15 protein-coding genes and 1 pseudogene are annotated in these 18,602 nt (G+C 71.7%); 9 read left to right on the forward strand and 7 right to left on the reverse strand.

Annotated features, from left to right (window positions below; genetic code table 11):
- Window positions 1–663: pseudogene (locus tag Adu01nite_RS43930) on the reverse strand (hypothetical protein); the annotation flags it as partial.
- Window positions 664–1,083: 420 nt separating this feature from the next.
- Between Adu01nite_RS43930 and pdhA the strand changes: the two are divergent.
- From pdhA to Adu01nite_RS43960, 6 genes are all read left to right on the forward strand, one after another.
- Window positions 1,084–2,223: a pyruvate dehydrogenase (acetyl-transferring) E1 component subunit alpha gene (gene pdhA / locus Adu01nite_RS43935; protein ID WP_203735334.1), complete on the forward strand. Its 1,140-nt coding sequence runs from the start codon at window positions 1,084–1,086 to the stop codon at window positions 2,221–2,223.
- 41 nt (window positions 2,224–2,264) lie between these two features.
- Window positions 2,265–3,251: an alpha-ketoacid dehydrogenase subunit beta gene (locus tag Adu01nite_RS43940; RefSeq protein ID WP_275414779.1), complete on the forward strand. Its 987-nt coding sequence runs from the start codon at window positions 2,265–2,267 to the stop codon at window positions 3,249–3,251.
- Window positions 3,252–3,256: 5 nt separating this feature from the next.
- Window positions 3,257–4,762, forward strand: a complete 1,506-nt coding sequence (locus Adu01nite_RS43945; protein WP_203735336.1) for a dihydrolipoamide acetyltransferase family protein — start codon at window positions 3,257–3,259, stop codon at window positions 4,760–4,762.
- 176 nt (window positions 4,763–4,938) lie between these two features.
- The gene (locus Adu01nite_RS43950) at window positions 4,939–5,076 is read left to right on the forward strand and encodes a hypothetical protein (RefSeq protein ID WP_203735358.1); all 138 of its coding nucleotides are present in this window, start codon (window positions 4,939–4,941) and stop codon (window positions 5,074–5,076) included.
- Between the two features lie 329 nt (window positions 5,077–5,405).
- On the forward strand, window positions 5,406–9,320 hold the full coding sequence (locus tag Adu01nite_RS43955; protein WP_203735337.1) for a hypothetical protein: 3,915 nt from the start codon (window positions 5,406–5,408) through the stop codon (window positions 9,318–9,320).
- Window positions 9,321–9,378: 58 nt separating this feature from the next.
- On the forward strand, window positions 9,379–11,172 hold the full coding sequence (locus Adu01nite_RS43960) for an NHL domain-containing thioredoxin family protein (protein WP_203735338.1): 1,794 nt from the start codon (window positions 9,379–9,381) through the stop codon (window positions 11,170–11,172).
- Here the strand turns inward: Adu01nite_RS43960 and Adu01nite_RS43965 are convergent.
- The 3 genes from Adu01nite_RS43965 to Adu01nite_RS43975 are packed head-to-tail and all read right to left on the reverse strand — an operon-like array spanning window position 11,169 to window position 13,355.
- Window positions 11,169–11,930 carry a LamB/YcsF family protein gene (locus Adu01nite_RS43965; protein WP_203735356.1) on the reverse strand — a complete coding sequence of 254 codons (762 nt, stop codon included), beginning with the start codon at window positions 11,928–11,930 and terminating at the stop codon, window positions 11,169–11,171. The genes Adu01nite_RS43960 and Adu01nite_RS43965 overlap by 4 nt on opposite strands.
- Window positions 11,926–12,753 (reverse strand): 5-oxoprolinase subunit C family protein, encoded by an 828-nt coding sequence (locus Adu01nite_RS43970; protein ID WP_203735339.1) that lies wholly within the window; start codon window positions 12,751–12,753, stop codon window positions 11,926–11,928. The genes Adu01nite_RS43965 and Adu01nite_RS43970 overlap by 5 nt, the downstream gene beginning before the upstream one ends.
- Window positions 12,750–13,355 (reverse strand): 5-oxoprolinase subunit B family protein, encoded by a 606-nt coding sequence (locus tag Adu01nite_RS43975; RefSeq protein ID WP_203735340.1) that lies wholly within the window; start codon window positions 13,353–13,355, stop codon window positions 12,750–12,752. The genes Adu01nite_RS43970 and Adu01nite_RS43975 overlap by 4 nt, the downstream gene beginning before the upstream one ends.
- A 67-nt stretch (window positions 13,356–13,422) precedes the next feature.
- On the opposite strand from Adu01nite_RS43975, the gene trhA reads away from it, so the two are divergent.
- Window positions 13,423–14,103 carry a PAQR family membrane homeostasis protein TrhA gene (gene trhA, locus Adu01nite_RS43980; protein WP_203735341.1) on the forward strand — a complete coding sequence of 227 codons (681 nt, stop codon included), beginning with the start codon at window positions 13,423–13,425 and terminating at the stop codon, window positions 14,101–14,103.
- Here trhA and Adu01nite_RS43985 read toward each other — a convergent pair.
- Complete coding sequence (locus Adu01nite_RS43985; protein WP_379130088.1) at window positions 14,079–14,441, reverse strand: winged helix-turn-helix transcriptional regulator; 363 nt, start codon at window positions 14,439–14,441, stop codon at window positions 14,079–14,081. The two genes, trhA and Adu01nite_RS43985, sit on opposite strands and share 25 nt — an antisense overlap.
- Before the next feature lie 115 nt (window positions 14,442–14,556).
- Here Adu01nite_RS43985 and Adu01nite_RS43990 point away from each other — a divergent pair, with 115 nt between their 5' ends.
- Entirely contained in the window at window positions 14,557–15,393 is an 837-nt protein-coding gene (locus Adu01nite_RS43990; protein ID WP_203735343.1) for an SDR family oxidoreductase, read from the forward strand.
- Between the two features lie 70 nt (window positions 15,394–15,463).
- Here the strand turns inward: Adu01nite_RS43990 and Adu01nite_RS43995 are convergent, their stop codons facing one another.
- Window positions 15,464–15,742, reverse strand: coding sequence for a DUF6458 family protein (locus tag Adu01nite_RS43995; protein ID WP_203735344.1), 279 nt, complete (start codon window positions 15,740–15,742; stop codon window positions 15,464–15,466).
- A gap of 90 nt (window positions 15,743–15,832) precedes the next feature.
- Here Adu01nite_RS43995 and Adu01nite_RS44000 point away from each other — a divergent pair, with 90 nt between their 5' ends.
- Window positions 15,833–16,351 carry a SixA phosphatase family protein gene (locus tag Adu01nite_RS44000; RefSeq protein ID WP_203735345.1) on the forward strand — a complete coding sequence of 173 codons (519 nt, stop codon included), beginning with the start codon at window positions 15,833–15,835 and terminating at the stop codon, window positions 16,349–16,351.
- Window positions 16,352–16,355: 4 nt separating this feature from the next.
- On the opposite strand, the gene Adu01nite_RS44005 is transcribed toward Adu01nite_RS44000, so the two are convergent.
- A complete protein-coding gene (locus tag Adu01nite_RS44005) occupies window positions 16,356–18,575 on the reverse strand; it encodes a S8 family serine peptidase (RefSeq protein ID WP_203735346.1) in 2,220 nt (739 codons plus the stop codon).
- Window positions 18,576–18,602: the final 27 nt, after the last annotated feature.

Below are 18,602 nucleotides of genomic sequence, written 5' to 3' on the forward strand. Positions count from 1 at the left end.
GGGCTTGGCGGGCTCGTCCGGAAGCACACCGGGCGCACGCCCTTTCCGCCCACCGACCGGCGGCAGACCCGGCAAAGGCCGCATTCCAGGCAGCGCCGGAAAAGCGATCATCGTCGGATCTTCCGGCCGGGCCGACTTGTCAGAACCGGACGAATGACGACGCCGCTCAGCGCCCGAGGACGACCGCGCGGAGGAGCCCGAGGACGACCGCGCGGAGGAGTGCGCGGATGACCGCGAGGGCGACGAAGGCGAGGAGGAGGCAGCGGCTTTGGGTCGGCGCTTACCGGCCTCGCCCACCAGCCGCCCGGCCCGCACCGCCGCATCCGCACCGAACGACCCGTTCTGCGTCGACGCCGACGGCATCCCGCTCTGCGGCAGATCATCACCACCCGACGGCATCGACGGCTCGACGACCGGCCCCGGCCGAGCCGGCGGCAGCACCGGGACGTCCAGGGTGTCGGTCTTGCCGTCGGCCAGCTCGTTGGTGCCGGCCGTGATCGCGGCCAGAGTCGGCACCGAGGCCAGCCCGACCAGTAGGGCCACTAACAGTACATATCGCCGGGTCGGGCCGGAGAAGCCGGAATCGGCCTGATACACCCCGTTCAGTCGCTTCCGCATGACCTTGAGCGGCGGCATGCGGTCGTCGTCCGGGTGTCGCGGCACGGCCGGTGTCCTCCCCTGGCACAAGTGATCAACATGGATCCGTCTCGGTCACAGGGCAGAACGAAGCGGGCCGTTATCCGCAGCGGCACGAATGGCCCATTCGTACGGAAGTGACCGTACGAAAACCACTTAATAGGACAAAGTTGGGCACCTATGTGACGGGGAAATTTCCGACTGTGATCGAGCCGACCTGTAACCAGGCTCACGTTCTCTGTCAGGATGAGGATGACGGCACCGCCGCCGTCGCCTTCCGCCGATCTAGCGGGGCGAGGTGGGGGCCGTCACTCCCCGGCGGGGTCCCGGCCCGCGCCGAACTGCCGCGCGGCAACCTCACCCAGGTCAGGCGCGGCGACCCAAGCGGATCGTCGCGCGGACGGGTAACCCCCGCCGCGGGCGCAGAGATGAAACAGGGAGACACGGATGGCGAACGGCGAACGCGAAGTCGGAGCCGATGCTCCGGCGGGCGGCTTCGTCCAACTGCTCACCCCCGACGGCGAACGCGTCGACAGCGTCACCACCACGGACGGCATGACGTACTCGGTCGATTTCACCGACGAGGAGTACCGAGAGCTCTACCGCGACCTGGTGACCGTCCGGCGGCTGGACGCCGAGGCGACCGCGTTGCAGCGGCAGGGTGAGCTGGGCATCTGGGCAAGTCTGCTGGGCCAGGAGGCGGCTCAGGTCGGCTCGGGCCGCGCGCTGCGCAAACAGGACATGGCGTTCCCCACCTACCGCGAGCACGGTGTCCTCTACACCCGCGGTATCGACCCGATCATGCCGTTCGGCCTGTTCCGCGGCGTCGACCAGGGCGGCTGGGATCCCCACGAGTTCAAGTTCAACACTTACACCATCGTGATCGGCTCGCAGACGCTGCACGCGACCGGCTACGCCATGGGCATCACCATGGACGGCAAGACCGGCACCCCCGACGGCGAGGCGGTGATCGCCTACTTCGGCGACGGCGCCACCAGCCAGGGCGACGTCAACGAGGCGTTCGTCTGGTCCGGTGTCTTCAACTCCCCGATCGTCTTCTTCTGCCAGAACAACCAGTACGCGATCAGCGAACCGCTGGAACGGCAGACCCGCATCCCGCTCTACCGCCGCGCGGCCGGCTACGGCTTCCCGGGCATCCGGATCGACGGCAACGACGTGCTGGCCAGCTACGCGGTCACCCGGGCCGCGCTCGACCAGGCGCGCAACGGCCAGGGCCCGTCCCTGATCGAGGCCTACACCTACCGGATGGGCGCGCACACCAGCTCCGACGACCCGACCCGCTACCGGATCGCCAGCGAGGTCGAGTCATGGAAGGCGAAGGACCCGATCGCCCGGGTCCGCGCGTTCCTCACCAAGCAGCAGGTCGCCGACGAGACGTTCTTCGCCGAGGTCGACGACACCGCCAAGAAGCTCGCCCTGGACCTGCGCGAGCGGGTGCTGGCCATGCCCGACCCGGAGCCGGTGACGATGTTCGACAACGTCTACCCGCACGGTTCGCCCGAGATCGACGCCCAGCGGGCGTCCTTCGAGCGCTACCACGCGACGTTCGAGGGGAGTGGGCACTGATGACTGAATCTTCCCGCGGCGGAAAACCCCAGAGTAAAACCATGGGGGAGACCATCACCCTGGGCAAGGCCCTCAACCACGGCCTGCGCCGCGCGCTCGAGGACGACCCGAAGGTCATCATCATGGGCGAGGACGTCGGCAAGCTCGGCGGCGTCTTCCGGATCACCGACGGCCTGCAGAAGGACTTCGGCGACGACCGGGTCATCGACACCCCGCTGGCCGAGTCCGGCATCGTCGGCACCGCGGTCGGTCTCGCCATCCGCGGTTACCGCCCGGTCTGCGAGATCCAGTTCGACGGCTTCGTCTTCCCGGCCTACAACCAGATCGTCGCCCAGGTCGCCAAGATGTTCTACCGCTCGCTCGGCAACGTGCGGCTGCCGATCGTGATCCGCATCCCGTTCGGCGGCGGCATCGGCGCGGTCGAGCACCACTCCGAGTCGCCCGAGGCGCTGTTCGCGCACGTCCCCGGCCTCAAGGTGGTGACCTGCTCGAGCTCGGCAGATGCGTACATGATGATCCGGCAGGCGGTCGCCTCGGACGACCCGATCGTCTTCTTCGAGCCGAAGCGGCGCTACTGGGAGAAGGGCGAGGTCGATCTCGATGCCGACCTCGGCCAGGCCTTCCCGCTGCACCAGGCCCGGGTGGCCCGGGAGGGCACGGACGCGACGGTGCTCGCCTACGGCCCGATGGTCCGCACCGCGCTCGACGCCGCGATCGCGGCGGCCGAGGACGGCCGCAACCTCGAGGTCATCGACCTGCGCTCGCTGTCACCCCTGGACATGGAGACGGTCTACCGCTCGGTGCGCCGCACCGGCCGGGCCGTCGTCGTGCACGAGGCTCCCGGCAACCTCGGCCTCGGCGCCGAGCTGGCCGCCCGGATCACCGAGGAGTGCTTCTACTCGCTGGAGGCTCCGGTGCTGCGGGTGACCGGCTACGACATCCCCTACCCGGCTGCCCGGGTCGAGGAGGACTTCCTTCCCGACCTCGACCGCGTGCTGGACGCCGTCGACCGTTCGTTCGGCTGGTGACCCGGATGTCGCGGATCAAGGAGTTTCCCCTGCCCGACCTCGGTGAGGGCCTGACCGAGGGCGAGATCCTCGCCTGGCTGGTCAAGGTGGGCGACACGATCGAGCTGAACCAGCCGATCGTCGAGGTGGAGACGGCGAAGGCCGCCGTCGAGATCCCGGCGAAGTGGGCCGGCGTGGTCACGAAGATCTTCTTCGAGGCGGGCACGACGGTCGAGGTGGGTTCGCCCATCGTCGCGATCGACACCGACCCGTCGGCCGGGCCGCTCCCGGCGGATGACGGCCTTCCGGTGCCTTCGGCGGAGTCCCTCGCGGCGGTCGAGATCGCGCCGGCTGAGGGAGCCGTCGAGCCCGGCCTGATCGGTGGTCCGGCTCCGGGCGGCCGCACCGCTGTGCTGGTGGGTTACGGCCCGAAGAACACCACGGCAAAAAGGCGACCCCGGATTGGTACGACACCAGCACCGTCCCCGGCCAACGTGCCCAGCCCCCCGCCTGCGGCGGCTACCGCACACCGTCCGGCCGCGGCCCCGGCGAGCCCATCCGCGCCCGAGGTGCGGTCGCCGAACGGCCGTACGTCCGGCCCGGTGAAGGCCAGTCCGGTGAAGGCCGGCCCAGTGAAGGCCGGCCCGGTGCTGGCCAAGCCCCCGGTCCGGAAACTGGCCCGGGATATCGGGGTCGACCTGGCGGTCGTCGCCGGGACGGGTCCGATGGGTTCGGTGACGCGCGACGACGTACACCAAGCAGCGGCAGCACCCGAAGCCGCGGCACCCACGCCGGCCCTCGCCCCGGCTGCCGCGGTTTTCGACGCGTCCCGCGAGCAGCGCATCCCGGTCAAGGGTGTCCGAAAGCTGACCGCGGAAAACATGGTGGCGTCGGCGTTCACCGCGCCGCACGTCACCGAGTTCCTCACCGTCGACGTGACCCGCTCGATGAAGGCGGTGGAGAAACTGAAGGGCCGGCGCGAGTTCGCCGACCTGCGGGTCTCGCCGCTGCTGATGGTGGCCAAGGCCGTGCTGCTCGCGGTCGAGCGCCACCCGATGGTCAACTCGACCTGGTCGGCCGGGACGAACGAGATCGTCGTCAAGGAGTACGTGAACCTCGGCATCGCCGCGGCGACCGAACGCGGTCTCATCGTGCCCAACGTCAAGGACGCCGGGCGTCTCAGTCTGCGGGAGCTGAGTGAGGCGCTGAACACCCTTGTCCAGGTTGCGAAATCTGGCAAGACGCCCCCGTCGGACATGTCGGGCGGCACCCTGTCGATCACCAACGTCGGCGTCTTCGGGATCGACACCGGCACCCCGATCCTGCCGCCGGGCGAGTCGGCGATCTTGGCATTCGGCGCGGTCAAGCCGATGCCCTGGGTGCACAACGGCAAGATCAAGATCCGTCAGGTGACGACGCTGGCGCTCTCCTTCGACCACCGGATCATCGATGGCGAGCTGGGCTCGAAGTTCCTCCGGGACATCGGCGAGTTCCTCACCGACCCGGAGGGTGCGCTGCTCGCCTGGACATAGGCACGCCGCAGGAAATTAGGCAACCGAATATTTTCACCTTCGATCGTTAGGCGAGTGCGCACCATCACCCCCTAAATCTTTGGTAACTCGTCTCGATGTGCGCAAGAATGGGTAGTGCATCGAGACGAGCACCGAAAGACTTGGCCCGCAGCGGGCCGAAGGGGATGAGCAGCATCATGAACATCGTCGACCGGATGCGCCGGCGTCACCGGATCAACCGGGAAAACCGCGCCATCGAGCGGGCGTACGCGTCCGCGCCGACCCAGGCCATGCGTGACGAGATCGCCATGTTCGCCCAGCGCCGGCCCTTCTGATCCACCAACCGTCCTACCTTTTTCGTCAGCCCGCCCGGATCCGTCCAGGCGGGCTGTCGCATGTTTGAAGACAGTCTTAAAGATCCGTTCGTCGTCCCCTTCCGGACGTACACCGGGATTCCTCCGGTCGCCTCGGCCCGGTACGGTTGGGCACGGTCCGCGTGCCGGCTCGGCCAGCCGGCGCACAGACCGGGGCCTCCCATAGGCGTAAATCGCGCCCCCAGGTCCCGCACGGCCTGGCCTTCGAGCTGGGCACGGCGCGCCGGTGCGAATGGCCGGAGTTGCCGCGTCCGTGCAAAGCTGGCGGCCGCATTTACGAGGAGGCGCTCATGACGTCCGAGGGGCAGTACGCCGGTACTCAACCGGCCGAGGCCACGTCGGGCGGACCCGGGTCGGACGGCTTCCCGCCGGACGCCGACGGTCGGCGAATCGCGGCGCGGGCTTCGGCTTCGCAGCCCGCCGATGGTTTCCCCAGCTCGTACGCTCCGCCGCCGCAGGCCACACCGAACGGCGGCTCGCCGTTCGTGGTGCCCGCGGTGCGCACTTTCGGCTCCGGCTCCGAGTCGGCGGCCGCTAGTCCCGCCCGCCCGACCGGCACGCCGTACGGCTCGGCCCGAGTGCCGCAGCCCGAGGAGGAGCAGCCCCGCCCGGCTTCGCCATACGGCTCGGTCTCCCCCGGCACCGCCTCGTCGTACGGTTCGGCCGCTCCGCAGGCCGCATCGTCGCCGTTCGCCCCGCCGCCGGCCGAGAACGGCGCCGCTCCGGCGTCCCCGTTCGGCAGCCCGGCCCCCGACGCGGGTGCCTCGCCGTTCGGTGCCCCGGCTCCGGCCGCCCCGCTCGGCACCCAGCCGCCCGCGGCCGGCTCCAGCTTCGTCCCGGCCTCCGGCAACGCCCCCGAGCCGCCGCGGTCGGCGTGGGCGCCGCAGCAGGCCGCGACCGGTGACGGTCAGTTCCCGCTGCCGCAGCGCACCCCGGCCGGCGTCGACCCGGGCACGATCGGCGAGTTCGACGGCTTCGCGGCCGCCGCCGCCCGTGGCTCCGGCGAGCAGCCCCCGGCCGGCGATGCCGACCGCCCACCCGGCGTCTCGGCCTTCGGCGCCCAGCGCGTCCGGGTGCCCGGCGCCACCCTCGCCGACCTGCCCGACGCCCCGCCGTCGGTGCGCGCCGGCCGCTCCGGCGACAGCGGCGGCTTCCCGGCCACCCGTCCCGCCGACGACAGCACCTTCCCGCCGGCCCGCGCCGGTGACGGCACCCTGCCTCCGGCCCGGGCGGACGACGGCTCCGGTTTCCCGCTGCGCTCCGGCAACGCGAGCTTCCCGACCCGGCGCGGCGAGAGCGGCGGATTCCCGCTGCGCGGCGCCGCGATCGGCGACGGACCGGCCGCAGACCCGTTGACCCCGTCGGCGTCCCAGCCGCCCGTGTCGGCCACCGAGCTGCCGATCCGCAGCCAGCAGGGCCCGTTCGGCCCACCGTCGGTCCAGACCGACGGCCTGGTTCCGTCGGCCGGCTCGTTCAGCGCGTTCGGCGGTCAGCCGGCCGAGGAGGCCCCGCACCCCTACGGCCGCCCGGCCGAGACCGACCACCCGTACGCTCGCCCCGCCGACGGGTCCGCCGACCCCTTCGGCCGCCCCGCCGCCGAGACTCCGGCCGGCACCTACGGTCGTCCCGTCGACGCCCAGGCCGACCCGTACGGTCGTCCCGCCGCCGATGCTGCCGCCGATCCCTTCGGCCGGCCCACCGATGCTCAGGCCGATCCCTATGGTCGTGCGGCCGAGCCGTTCGGCCGTCGTCCCGGCGCCGAGCAGGCCCCGGCCGCGCCCGAGTCCGATCGTGGCGGCCTGCCCGACCCGTTCGGCCGCACCGGCGCCGCCGCCGACAGCCCGTTCGGCAGCGCCCCGGAAACGGCCGGCTCGCCGTTCGGCGCCGCGCGGCCGGAGAGCACGTTCGGCACCGCCAAGCCCGAGGCCCCGGCCTACGGATCGGCCCGGCCGGCCTCACCGGCCGGCGGTTCGCAGTACGGCACGGCCAAGCCCGCCTCTCCGGCGCCGGCCTTCGGCACCACCCCGTCCGACGCCCCGGCATCGCCGGCGTTCGGCGCGGCGAAGCCGTTCGGCCCCGGCAACGACGGCGACCAGCTCCCGTTCGGCGGGTCGGCTCCGGCCGGCCCGTTCGGCTCGGCGCGACCGGCCTCGCCGGCCCCCGATCAGGGTTCGCCGTTCGGTTCCGCCCGGCCCGCGTCGCCGTTCGGCGGCGACGAGCAGGCCGCCTTCCGCCCGTCGTCCCCCGCCGGCCAGTTCGGCGGCCAGGAACGACCGCCGTACCAGCCCGCGTCTCCCGCCGGCCAGTTCGGCGACGACCGGGCGCCGTACCAACCGTCGTCTCCGGCCGGCCAGTTCGGCGACGAGCGGGCGCCGTACCAACCGTCGTCTCCGGCCGGCCAGTTCGGCGGCGATGAGCAGGCGTCGTTCCGGCCCTCCGCACCCGCCGGTCCGTTCGGTGGGGACGAGCAGGCGCCGTTCAAGCCGGTCTCGGCGGCCGGGCAGTTCGGTGCCGGCGAGTCCGCCGACGGCGACCGCCCGGGCTTCGGCTCGGCCGCGCACGGCGACCAGGCCGACGCGGGCGACGAGCACGCCATGTACCGGCGTCCCGACGGTGCCGCCCCCGAGTCCGGCGGTTACCCGCAGCGGGTGCCCGGAGCCGCGTTCGGGGAGAACCACCCGGTGCCGGCCCCGCGTGACTCGGCCGAGCAGTCGGCCGCCGGTGGTCCCGCCACCGCGTCGGGCTCGGCCCGTCCGGTCACGGCCAGTGCTTCGGTGCCGACGGCCAGCCGCCGCACCCCGATCGACCCGACCGACCTGCCGCCGGCGGCTGCCGCACCGCAGGCCCGCGTCTACGGCCGCCCGGCCGCACCGGCCGAGCCGGCGAACGACGAGCCCGCCGACGAGCCGGGCTTCCCGGCCGCGCCGGAGGCGTCGTCGTTCGACGACATCCGCCCGGCGTCCGGCGGCACCTACGGCTCGCCGAGCGGCTACCACCCGCCGCCCGCGTTCGGCACACCGGCCGACGGGGCATCGTCCCCGTTCGGCGCACCGGCCGAGTCCGGCGCGCCGTCGCCGTTCGGCCCGCCCGACGGCTTCGACGCCCCGAACGGCTACGGATCACCGGCCGGCAACAACGCACCGGCCACGTTCGGCACACCGGCCGGCGGCGCCCCGGCCCCGTTCAGCCCGCCGACTGGCGGCGCAGCGTCCCCGTTCGGCCCGCCGGATGGTTTCGACGGCCCGAACGGCTTCGGCGCCCAGGCCGGCGGCGACGCCTCGAACACCTACGGCCCGCCCGCCGGCGGCGGTGCGCCGAGCACGTTCGGCGCGCCGGTCGACGGTGGGTTCAGCGCACCGGCATACCCGCCGCCGCCCGGTGAGCACAGTGGACCCGGCAGCGAGCCGGGTATGCCCGGGGTGGCGCCGCAGTCGCCGGCCCGAGCGTCCGCGCGTGCCTCGGCCAGCGCCCGGGTGGCACCGCCGGTCCCGTCCGGCCCGCCGGCGCCCGGTCAGCCGGGCCCGGACCAGCCGCGCAACCTGCCGCCGTATGCCGAGTTCACCACCCCGGCACCGGCGTCCGGTGGCGGCTACCCGCCGTTCGGCGGCCAGGGCCCCAACGGTCCGGGCCCCAACGGCCCGGTGCCGTTCGGTCCGCCGCCCGGACAGGGCAACGAGCAGTACAGCGAGATGACCACCGACATCGCGGGCCGTGGCGGCGAGCCGCCGTATTCCGGCTTCCCGATGGCGTCCTCGCCGGAGACCTCCGGTGCGGCGAGCCGGGCCACGGTGACCCCGCCCAGCCCGGACGACACCACCAGCTGGCCGGGCCCGTCCGAGCAGGGCCGGTTCGACCAGTTCAAGGCGGAGGAGAAGCCGGCCAAGCCGGAAACGCCGCACGTGCGGATGCTGCCGATCCTGGTCGCCGTCGTGGTCGGCGCGATCCTGCTGCTCGGCGTCGTGTTCGGCATCGTCTACCTGGTGGCGGGCGGCAAGGAAGACAAGTCGTTCAGCGTCAGCGCCGGCGAGTGCGTGAAGCGCGACGGCAACGCCGCGGTGAAGGCCGACTGCAGCGACACCACCTCGTTCGAGGTGGTGTCCATCGCGGACGACAAATCGAAGTGCGCCGACCCGCAGCAGCCGTACGTGGTGAACCCGACCAGCGACGGCAAGAACCAGGTGCTCTGCCTCAAGCCCCATAGCTAGATGTCATCCTGACCACCTTCGTGCCGTACCGGCGATGCCGGTGCGGCACGATGGTCGGATGACTGGGCGTGTGCGGGCTCCCGAGTTGCGGGGCCGAGGCTGGCTGAACACCGGCGGCAAGGATCTGGCCCTGGCCGACCTGCGCGGCAAGATCGTGATCCTGGATTTCTGGACCTTCTGCTGCATCAACTGCCTGCACGTCCTGGACGAGCTGCGCCCGTTGGAGGAGCGGTTCGGCGACGCGCTCGTGGTGATCGGCGTGCACTCGCCGAAGTTCGAGCACGAGCGTGACCCGGTGGCGCTGGCCGCCGCCGTGGAGCGCTACGGCGTGCACCACCCGGTGGTCGACGACGGCGACATGCACCTCTGGCAGCAGTACGCGGCGAAGGCCTGGCCCACCCTCGCGGTGATCGACCCGACCGGCTATCTGGTCGCGTCGATGGCCGGTGAGGGGCACGCCGAGGGCCTGTCCCGGCTGATCGACGAGCTGATCACCAAGCACGAGGCGGACGGCACCCTGCACCGCGGCGACGGCCCGTACGTTCCGCCGGCCCAGGCCGACACGCTGCTGCGCTACCCCGGCAAGGCGATCGAGCTGCCGACCGGAAACCTGCTGGTCTCCGACTCCGCCCGGCACTCGCTGGCCGAGGTGACCGCGGACGGCGAGTCGCTGGTGCGCCGGTTCGGCAGCGGCGAGCGGGGTGGTCCGTTCACCGAGCCGCAGGGCCTGCTGCTGCTCCCGGCCGAGGTCGCCGAGCGGGTCGGGTACGACGTGCTGGTCGCCGACACGGTCAACCACCAGCTCCGCGGCCTGCGGCTGGAGAGCGGCGAGATCTCCCTGGTGGCGGGCACCGGTAAGCCGTGGCGGTCGGCCGTCGACGGCCCGCAGGAGGCGCTCGGCGCCGATCTGTCCTCGCCGTGGGATCTGGCCTGGTTCGACGACCGGGTGGTCGTCGCGATGGCCGGCATCCACCAGCTGTGGTGGTTCGACCCGCAGCAGAAGACGGTCGGGGTCTACGCCGGCACGACGGTCGAGGCGCTGCGCGACGGTCCGATCCCGGATGTGTGGATGGCCCAGCCGTCCGGCCTGTCGGTGGGCGGCGACCGGCTGTGGATCGCGGACAGCGAGACCTCGGCGCTGCGCTACATCGAGGCCGGGGTGCTGCACACCGCGGTCGGCCAGGGCCTGTTCGACTTCGGTCACGTGGACGGCCCGGCCAAGGAGGCACTGCTGCAGCACCCGCTCGGGGTGGCCGCGCTGGCCGACGGTTCGGTGCTGATCGCGGACACGTACAACGGCGCGATCCGCCGTTTCGACCCGGCCACCGACGAGGTGGCGACGGTTGATTCCGGCCTGAACGAGCCGAGCGACATCGTGGTGACCACGGCCGGTGACGTCATCGTGGTGGAGTCGTCGGCGCACCGCCTGACCCGGCTGGCGCCGGGCGTGGTGCAGACGGTGGCCGGCGAGCGGCACAAGACCGAGCGCCCGCCGTCGCCGGTGGCGCCCGGCCCGCTGACCCTCGACGTGATCTTCACGCCGGCCCCGGGCCAGAAGCTGGACACCCAGTTCGGCCCGTCGACCCGCCTGGTGGTGTCGGCTTCCCCGCCGGAGCTGCTGCTCGCGGGGGCCGGCTCGACCACCCAGCTGACCCGCGGCCTGGTGATCAACCCGGACGTGCCGAAGGGCGTGCTGCAGGTGGTCGCCCAAGCGGCGACCTGCGATGTGGACGTCGAGTTCGCCGCCTGCCACCTGACCCGCCAGGACTGGGGCGTCCCGATCGTGGTGACCGCGGACGGCCCGTCCCGGCTCCCGCTGATCCTGCGCGGGATGGACGAGGACGAGCGCTAAGCCCGCCAGGTGACGAAGGGCGCGACGGTGTGCCCGGCGTCGACGAGACCGGCCCGGACCTGTCCGGCCAGCTCGACCGCGCCGGGCGTGTCCCCGTGGACGCAGATGGAGGCCACCTGGCAGGGCACGACGTCCCCGTCCGGGGTGACCACCTCGCCGTCGACGACCATCCGCACCGCCTGCGCCACCACCAGCTTGGGGTCGTCGATGAGCGCGCCGGCCGCCGTGCGGGGCACGAGCGTCCCGTCCGGCCGGTAGCCGCGGTCGGCGAAGCCCTCGCCCACCACGGTGAGGCCGGCGACGGTGGCGAGCCGGGCCAGCGCCGAGCCGGGCTGGCAGAGCACGGGCAGCGCCGGATCGTAGGCCCGCACGGCCGCGACCACCGCCGACGCCTGCCCGTCGTCGACGGCCGCGGTGTTGTAGAGCGCGCCGTGCGGCTTGACGTAGTCGACCGAGCCGCCGGCCGCCCGGCAGAACGCTTCCAGCGCCCCGACCTGGTAAAGGATGTCGTCGCGCAGCTCGCCGAGGTCGTAGTCGATCCGGCGGCGGCCGAACCCGGCCAGGTCGCGGTAGCCGACCTGGGCACCGATCGCCACGCCGCGTTCGACCGCGGCCAGGCAGATCCGGTTCATCGTGGACGGATCGCCGGCATGGAAGCCGCACGCCACGTTGGCCGAGGTCACGATGTCGAGCAGGGCTTCGTCGTCACCCAGGGTCCAGCGGCCGAAGCCTTCCCCGAGGTCCGCGTTGAGGTCAATCGAGCGCACGAAAACGCACCGTACTCCCCGGCCGGGCCTGGGCAAGCGGCGTCACGTCGTCCACCACCCCGATGACCGGGTAACCGCCGGTGGTCGGATGGTCGGCCAGGAAGATCAGCGGCTGCCCGTCCGCCGGCACCTGCACGGCACCGAGCACCACGCCCTCGGAGGGCAATTCGCCGGCCCGGGTGCGGGTCAGGGCACTGCCGGCCAGCCGGCATCCGACGCGGTTGCTCACCGGCGAGACGGTGTACGCCGTACCGAAGAGCTCGCCGGCCGCGAACCAGTCGTCGCGCGGCCCCGGGCGTACCCCCAGAAGCAACTCGTCGACCGCCTGGCCGGCCCCCGCAATCGTCGCCGGCTCGCCGGTGACCTGGCCGATCGGCAGGGTGAGCCCGTCGCTGAGCTTGGCCGGTCCGAGGCCGGAAAGGGTGTCGGTGGAGCGGCTGCCGAGCACCGGCTCGACGTCGATCCCGCCCGCGACCGCCAGGTAGGAACGCACTCCGCGGGTGGCCCGCCCGATGTCGAGGACCGCCCCGGCCGGCACGTCGAACACCTCGCCGTCGACGGCCTCCCTGTCGATCCGCACCCGGGCGATCGCCCCGGTGACCGCGACCCGGGCCGCCCGCTCGAACCGCAGCGCGCACCCCATCAGGGTCGTCTCCAGCCCGGCCGCCGCCACCGGATTGCCCACCAGCGCGTTGGCCCGGCGCAGCGCCACCTGATCGAGTGCACCCGATCGGGGGACACCGAGGTGGGCGTAGCCGGGCCGGCCGAGATCCTGCACGGTGGTGAGCGGCCCGGACCGCACCACGGTGATCACGCGGGGACCAGCCGGACGCGGGTGCCCGGGGTGAGCAGGGCCGGTGGTTCCGCCCGTACGTCAAAGAGCTCCTGGCCGGTGTGCCCCACCAGCCGCCACCCGCCCGGTGAGGCCGTGGGGTAGATCCCGGCGTAGGGGCCGGCGAGACCGACGGCTCCGGCCGGCACGCGAGGCCGCGGAGCGGCGAGCCGGGGTACCGACCAGGCCTCCGGCAGGCCGCGCAGATAGGCGAAGCCCGGCGCGAAGCCGCCGAACGCCACCTGGAGCTCGGTTTCGACGAGCCGGCGCACCGCTTCCGCCTCGGTGACCCCCCAGTGCGCGGCGACGTCGGGCAGGTCCTCGCCGTCGAAAGTGGTGGGAATCTCGACCAGCCGTTGTGCCTGTCTTTGCAGGACGTCTGGTTCCGGCCATTCCGCGATCAACGCGGCGGTTCCCGGCGCAACCCCGTCAAGCAGGACTGTCCGGGCACCAGGCACGATGTCGACCACGCTGAGCTGGCCGGACTCCCGTCGGCGCCACAACTCGGCCCGCCAGGCCTCGACACGTTCACCGTCGCGACACTCGATCAGCAGCGCGGAGGCTCCGGCCGACCGTATTCTCATGTCGTTCATCCTGCCGTGAGTAGCTTCACTACCCGTGAGTAACTTACGGTGCCGTAACCTAGGAGCCGTGACGACTTCCGCACCGTTCCGGATGAAGCCGGCCGACCTCGGCAAACCACGCCTGCGCGGCCGCCTGCACCAGTACGCGTTCTTCGTCGCCATCGTCGGCGGCATCGTGCTCTGCTCGATCGCCCTCAGCCGGCCGGGCATAGCGCCCTTCTTGAGCTGCCTGATCTACAGCCTCACGGTGTGCGGCCTGTTCGGGATCAGCGCCCTCTACCACCGCCGGGTCTGGAGCGAACGCGGCTTCCAGATCATGAAGCGGATGGATCACTCGATGATCTTCATCTTCATCGCCGGCACGTACACCCCGTTCTGCGTCGAGCTGCTGCACCCGGGCAAGGCGACACTGATGCTCAGCCTGATCTGGGGCGGGGCGCTCGGTGGGGTCGCGCTCAAGGTGGTCTGGCCGCACCTCCCGCGCTGGGTGGGGGCTCCGCTCTACATCGCGCTGGGCTGGGCCGCGGTCGCCATCCTGCCCGACGTGCTGCGCCGCGGCGGCGTGGCCTGCCTGGTGCTGCTGGCCACCGGCGGCGTGATCTACACGGTCGGCGCCGTCTTCTACGCCCTGCGCCGCCCGAACCCGTGGCCGAGCGTCTTCGGCCACCACGAGTTCTTCCACGCCTGCACGCTCGTGGCGGCGGCGTGCCACCACATCGCGGTTTATTTCGCGCTGTACGCGTCGTAGGCCACCCGGGCCGCCTGCACGTCGTCGATGTGCGCCTCGGCCCACTTCTCCAGCCCCTCGACCAGCGCGTAGAGGCTCTGCCCGAGGGACGTGAGGGCGTAGTCGACGCGCGGCGGCACCACCGGATGCACCGTCCGGGAGAGCAGGCCGTCGCGCTCCAGCCCGCGCAGCGTCTGGGTGAGCATCTTCGGGCTGACGCCCTCGATGCGTTTGGCGAGCTCGGTGTAGCGATGCGGCCCGTCGGCGAGCATGACCACGATCAAAACACTCCAGGTATCGCCGATCCGGTCCAGGATCTGCCGGCTCGGGCAATCCTTGGCGTACGCGCTGGTCTCCACGCTTTCCACTATCCCGCGGGTAAGTACTGCACTTCAAGGTGCCCACTATCTTTTGGGAAGTGAGCTTCGAGCAGCGACGTTGTGGATTCCGACACCCGTCGAGAAGGAGCTCAGCATGACCATCGTCGTCACCGGCGCCACCGGACACCTCGGCCGCCTCGCCATCCAGTCGCTGCTCGCCAAGGGCGTACCGGCCGCCGACATCGTCGGTCTCGGCCGCCAGGTCGACAAGATCGCGGACCTGGGGGTGACCACCAAGCAGGTCGACTACGCCGACGTCGACGGGCTCACCGCGGCGTTCGCCGGCGCCGACAAGCTGCTGTTCATCTCCGGCAGCGAGGCCGGCCAGCGCATCCCGCAGCACACCAACGTCGTCGCGGCGGCCAAGAACGCCGGCGTCGGCCAGGTCGTCTACACCAGCATTCCGCGGGCCGACACCAACGAGATGAAGCTGGCCGCCGAGCACAAGGTCACCGAGCAGCTGCTGATCGACTCCGGCCTGCCCTACGTCTTCCTGCGCAACGGCTGGTACATCGAGAACTACGCGGTCGACACGGCGATCGAGCACGGCGGCCTGTTCGGCGCGGCCGGCGACGGTCAGATCTCCGCGGCCACCCGCGCCGACTTCGCCGAGGCCGCGGCGGCCGTGCTGGTCAGCGAGGGGCACGAGGGCAAGGCGTACGAGCTGGGCGGCGAGGCGTTCACGATGACCGAGCTGGCCGCCGAGATCGCCAAGCAGTCCGGCAAGCCGGTCACCTACACCGACCTGTCCCCGGAGAAGTACGTCGAGGTGCTGGTCGGCGTAGGCGTCCCGGCACCGTTCGCCGAGATCCTGGCCGACTCGGATCAGAAGGCGGCCGAGGGCGCGCTGTTCGTCCCGGTCACCGACCTCGAGGCGCTGCTCGGCCGTCCGGTGACGCCGCTGTCCACCGCGATCGCGGCCGCTGTCTAACGGACACAGCGCGACGCCGCCCGAGCCGCCTCAGGGGGAGAGGCGGCCGGACGGCGTCGCGAGTCGTAGATCAGTAGCTCGGGGGCGGGGGCGGCGGCACCTCGTCGCGCCGGGTCTCCCGGTACTCCGCGGCGTAGCCGGCCCCGGCAACGGGCTGAGTGGTCTGCCGCGTCACCACGGTGCGGCGACGGTTGTTCCAGAACCACAGCGTGATGACGAGTCCGATCAGGCCGGCGGCCATCAGGATCCATCCAATGACGTTGATGTCGAGTCCACTGATATCCGCGTTGACGGCGAATGCAAGGATCGCCCCCACCGCCAGCAGGAAGATACTTCCACCGATGCCCATCGCCGGCTCCTCCTTGGTCCTCACCGAGGTCAATACGTCGATGAGGGCTTTACCCAGGCGTCCGAATCCTCAATCAGCCAAACTGTTCTCATGACCGCACGGACCCTCGTACTGCTCCGGCACGCAAAGGCGGAGACCCCCGGTGAACTCCCCGACTTCGACCGCCGGCTGACCACCCGCGGCGAGACCGACGCGGATGCGGCCGGCGCCTGGCTCGCCGACGAGCGCATCCATCCCGACCTGGTGTTCTGCTCGTCGGCGGCGCGCACCCGGCAGACCTGGCAGGGCGTCTCGATCGCGCTCGCCCAGGCGCAGTCCAGTCAGGTCTCGCCCGAGGTGCGGTACGAGAAGGGCCTGTACGACGGCGGCCGCACCGAGGTCTTCGACCTGCTCCGCACCGTGCCCGACACGGTCCGCACGATCCTGGTGGTCGGGCACAACCCGACCGTCTCCGAGGTGTCCATCCTGCTCGTTCCGGACGAGCAGTGGGACGGCCGGCAGGTCGAGCTGCGCACCTCGGGCCTGGCCGTGCACCGCGCCGAGGGCCTGTGGGCAGCGACCGAGCCGGGCTCGATGCCCCTGGTCGAGCGGCACACCGCCCGCGGCTGAGCGGCTACTTCCGATACCAGGTGCGGGTTGACGTGGAGCGCACGTTGCCCAGCCGGTCGTACGCCCGCACCTGGACCTTCATGGTCTTGGCGACCTTGCCGGTGTTGACCGCGAGCAGGTAGGACGCGGTCGCGTCGGCCGCCACGACCTTGCCGTTGATCAGCAACTCCACCCGCGCGATGCCACTGGGGTCGGTCGCCGACACGTACACCTTGACCGTGCCTTTGACCTTGGCCTTGTTGCCCGGCGCCTTGCTGATCGAGACCGTCGGTGCGGCGTTGTCCACGATCGGATACCGCGTGTACGTGGTCACGTTGCCGAGCTTGTCGACCATCCGCCAGGCCAGGGTCATCGTCCCGTTCCCGGTCCCGGTCGGCACCGACATGCCGTACGGGTAGGTGACGTCGTTGCCGACCAGCTTCCCGTTCGCGAAGAGTTGCGTGTAGGCGATCCCGCTCGGGTCGGCCACCCCGGAGATGCTGGCGAAGAAGGTGCCCCGGACCCGCGTGCCGGTGGCCGGGGAAAGGCCGGTCGCGGTCGGCCCGCTGTCGTCGAGCACGACCTGCCGGACGATCAACGACATGTTGCCGAACTCGTCCCACATCTGCACGATGAGGTTGCCCGACGTGCCACCGCCGGCCGTCCACGTGGTGGTTCCGGCGGTGTGCGTCATCGCGTCGCCGTTCAGCATCACCTGGATCGCGTCCGCCGGTGCGGTGACCACCACTTGGTAGCCGCTGTGCACGCGGGCATCGGCGGCGGGCTGCAGGAACTCACCGACCGGCGCCGTGCTGTCGAAGACGACCGTGGCGCTCTTCTCGCCGGCGAGGCCCGCGTAGTCGTACGCCCGGGTGGTCACCTGGTGCGGTCCGTTGGCACCGGCCGGGGCCCGCATCTTCATGGTGCGCGACCAGGTGCGCCACGTGTTGCTGACCACGACGCCGTCGACCAGCAACTCCATCCGCTCGACCGCGTGGTCGTCGGTTGCCGCCGGGGTGACGTTCACGTCGAAGTTGGGGCCGATCACCTGGTTCTCGGTCAGGCCGGTATCGGTGACGACCGGCTGCCCGGTGTCGGTCTGGCCGAGGTCGTACAGCAGGCGGGTCGCGTCCAGCACCGGAGCGTGGTAGCTCGGCGCGGCGGGGATCTGGTTGGCCGACTCGACGATCCGCCGGCGCAACTCGGCGACGGTGAGATCCGGCTTGATCGCGTACGCCAGGGCGGCCACCGCGGACACCACGGCCGCCGACGCGGAGGTGCCGTTGAGGCCGAGCCCGCCGTAGCCGTTGGCCTGAGTCCAGTAGGTGCTGGTGGCGGCCACGTCGATCCACCGGTTGTCCGCGGTGTTGACGTTGGAGGTGTTGTAGGACAGCCCGGTGTTGCCGACCGCGCCGACCGCGAGCACCGAGTCGAGCGCCGCGGGGTAGCCGACGTATTTCGTGATGCCGTGTCCGGCCGACCCGACCACCAGCACGTCCTTGGCCGCGGCGCGGTCGACCGCCTCCCGCATCAGCGGGTCGTCGCTCGCCGTACTGGCCGAGATGTTGATGATCTTGGCGCCGTGGTCGACCGCCCAGACGATGCCGGCCGCGAGGTCCGACGCGTAGCCGGTGGCCTGGAAGGTGGATTGCGACTTGAGCGCCCGGATCGGCATGATCCGGCAGCTCGGGCAGATGCCGGTCGTGCCGTAGTTGTTACCGCCCTCCGCCGCGATGAGCGAGGCGACCAGCAGGCCGTGCCGGCCACCGACGTCCTGCGGGGTGGTGTCGCCGTCCACGAAGTCATAGCCGGCGGTGACCCGGGACGGCGGGAGATCCCAGTCGGTCACGATGCCGGAGTCGATAACGGCCACGGTGGTCGCCGGACTCCCGGTCGTCCACGCCTCCGCCCCCGCCAACTGGTTGATCTGCTGATATTCGACGTTGGCCCGGTCCATCGGATCGCTGTCCGCCTTCACCACCGAATCCTCGGCGGCGTAGCGAACGTCGGGATCGGACTGCCACCGCGTGCGGGCGCTGCTCACTTCGTCGGACGGCACGTCGACGGTGATCGCGTCGAGCCCGTCGACCGGACGCCATGCGCCGAGATCACCGACGATCGCGGCCCGATCGGCGTCGGCGGTGACGCCGAGGATGAGTCGCTGCGTGGTCGTCTCGGCCGCGGCCGGAGCGGCGGCGAGCCCGACGAGAAGGGCAGCGATGAGAGAGGTGGAGACGACGCGCACGATTGGCCCCCGCGACCATGAACCGAT

Origin of the sequence: Paractinoplanes durhamensis, assembly GCF_016862175.1 — a bacterium.
GTDB lineage: Bacteria > Actinomycetota > Actinomycetes > Mycobacteriales > Micromonosporaceae > Actinoplanes > Actinoplanes durhamensis.